The following is a 2357-nucleotide window of genomic DNA, read 5'->3' on the forward strand; positions in this document are numbered from 1 at the left end:
CCCGAGTGGTGGAGGACGATGGTGGTGTAGTCCCAGTCCGGGTCCATGACGCTGTAGTTGGGCCGCAGCGTTCCCCAGGCGGAGCGTCGGATGAGGGCGTGCTTCGAGGCGATGCGGTCGATGACGAGCTGCCGCGGGTCCTGCCCTGGGAGGGTCTGGGGGGGCTTGGTCTTGGCGACGTTGCCTGAGGGCTTGTTCGTCGCGAGCGGCTTGGGGGGGTGGGCTTGAGAGTCGACTGCTTGCACTTCACGCAGGTGAGGGGTGCGCCGTGCTCGCACCGGGCCGCGGTCGCGCAGGTCGTGCACTTGCCTGGCGGCATTCCGTGCGGACAGAAGTTCTTGGGGCTCATGCCGGCCTCTCGGATTCACCGTGCTGCGCAGTGGGACGTGGCTGGCATGTTACTCCCGCGCCACCAATTTCCGCAGGTGTTCGCGCACGTCCTCCGGCCAGGGCTGGATGAGCTGGTCGAAGCGCTCGACGTCCTTCGCGAAGAAGGCGCGTGAGGCTTCCTCGAAGCCGGGGAAGTCCCCCGCCATGGCGTACATGAACTTGTAGGCCGCCTCCCGCGAGCGCCGGGCCCGATCCGCTCCCTGGCCCGCGCGCTTCGCCTCCTCGACGAGCTTGCGCAGCGTCACCGAGGCGCCTCCCGGTTGCCCGTTGAGCCACTCCCAGTGGCGAGGCAGCAGCGAGACTTCCCGAGACACCACCCCCAGCTTCGGTCGGCCCGGTCCAGGCTTCCGGGCCTCTTCCACTTCCTGGGCCTCGCTGGCCCGGGCCCTCTTCCTGGCGAGGCTGGCCAGGAGTTCCTCACGCGTCCCCCGCAGGGGCAGGTCGACCGGATTGCCCGTCTCGTCCTCGAAGAGGGAGATCGGCGCGCTCTCGCCTCGGCCCAGCCACTCCTGGAGCTTCAAGGCGACTTCCGTCAGCTCCCCCGACGCGATGCGCCGGTGCCCCGCGAAGCCCGTGTACTGCCTCGGTGGCGCTTCCCCCATGTCCGACTCCCATCCCTCCCCAGGTTTTACCCGGGTCAATTGCATTTAGAATAATACCCGGGTGAAAATAATGATTCCATGATGCCCGGGTAGAAATGGCCTCCGGACACTGGGGAACTGTTGAGAAGCCGTCTCGTGGCTTCGCGTCCGGTGCGGTCGCCGGCACGGTCCTGGTACGAAGCCGGGCTTTTCTCTCGCCGGGGAGGGTGGGTGTCACTGGAGGCGCGGTCGGAGTCGGGCGGGCAGTGGGGGACGTCCCCCCTGCTGCTTCATGGCTTCGCCGTCTCCAGGAGCCCCGAGGACGTCCTGGCGATCGTCCTCTTCGTCGTCATCTGCCTCCTCATCACCTGGCTGAACGTGCGCGAGCGCGCCGCTCGGGCCAAGGTCGAGGCGCAGCGCGACCGGTTCCGAACCATCTTCATGAAGGCGCCGGCCATCATCGCCATCTACCGGGGGCCCGAGCACGTCTACGAGTTCAGCAACTCCGTCAACTCGCAGCTGCTCGGTCATCGGGAGTTGTTGGGCAAGTCCGTGAGGGAGGCGCAGCCCGAGCTCGAGGGCCAGGGCTTCTTCGAGCTGCTGGATCGGGTGTACCGGACAGGTGAGCCCTATGTGGGCAAGGATGCCCCCGCCAACGTGGGCAGCCCCGAGCATCCGCGCACGGGCTACTTCAACTTCATCTACCAGCCCATTGCCGGGCCAACTGGAAGGCCGGAAGGGGTGCTCGCCTTCGGCTTCGAGGTGACCGAGCAGGTGCTGGCGCGGCGGCGCGTCGAGCAGGCCGAGCGGCGGCTCGCCGCCATCACCCAGAACGCCACGCTGGGGCTCTTCATGATGGACGCCCGCCAGCACTGCGTCTTCATGAACCCCGCGGCCGAGCGGATCACCGGCTTCACCCTGGCCGAGGTGCAGGGCGGGCCCCTCCATGACTTCATCCACCACACCCGGCCCGATGGGACGCACTACCCGATGTCGGAGTGCCCCATTGATCGGGCGCTGCCGACCCGGGCCCAGGAGCAGGGGGAGGATGTGTTCGTCCGCAAGGACGGCGGCTTCTACCCGGTCGCCTTCACCGCGAGCCCCATCCTCGAGGAGGGCAGGGCGGTGGGCACCGTCATCGAGCTCAAGGACACCTCGGAGGACAAGCGCCAGCGGGCCGAGCGCGAGCGCCTCCTGGAGGAGCTCCAGGAGGCGGTGCGCCTGCGGGATGAGTTCCTCTCCGTCGCCAGCCACGAGCTGAACACGCCGCTGACCCCGCTGAACCTCAGGCTCCAGTCGCTCGCGAGGCTCGCCCAGGCCGAGCCGGACTCACCCCTGGCCGTGCGTCTGGGCCGCGAGGTGGAGCTGATGCGCCGGCAGGTGAAG

At 68.3% G+C, this 2357-nt stretch carries 3 protein-coding genes; 1 reads left to right on the top strand and 2 read right to left on the bottom strand.

What is annotated here, in order from left to right:
* Together VF794_RS16555 and VF794_RS16560 are read right to left on the bottom strand one after the other, a co-directional pair.
* A partial coding sequence (locus VF794_RS16555) for a hypothetical protein (RefSeq protein WP_331111512.1) occupies window positions 1–245 on the bottom strand: 245 nt, incomplete at its 3' end.
* Window positions 246–398: 153 nt separating this feature from the next.
* A complete protein-coding gene (locus tag VF794_RS16560; protein ID WP_331111514.1) occupies window positions 399–992 on the bottom strand; it encodes a DUF2239 family protein in 594 nt (197 codons plus the stop codon).
* A gap of 210 nt (window positions 993–1202) precedes the next feature.
* Here VF794_RS16560 and VF794_RS16565 point away from each other — a divergent pair.
* On the top strand, window positions 1203–2357 hold a 1155-nt coding region (locus VF794_RS16565; RefSeq protein WP_331111515.1), incomplete at its 3' end, for a PAS domain S-box protein.

Source organism: Archangium sp., assembly GCF_036389735.1.
GTDB lineage: Bacteria > Myxococcota > Myxococcia > Myxococcales > Myxococcaceae > Archangium.

Bases quoted from the DNA above. Each gene is read 5' to 3' on its own strand.
- VF794_RS16560 (WP_331111514.1), bottom strand. From the start codon at position 992: ATGGGGGAAGCGCCACCGAGGCAGTACACGGGCTTCGCGGGGCACCGG.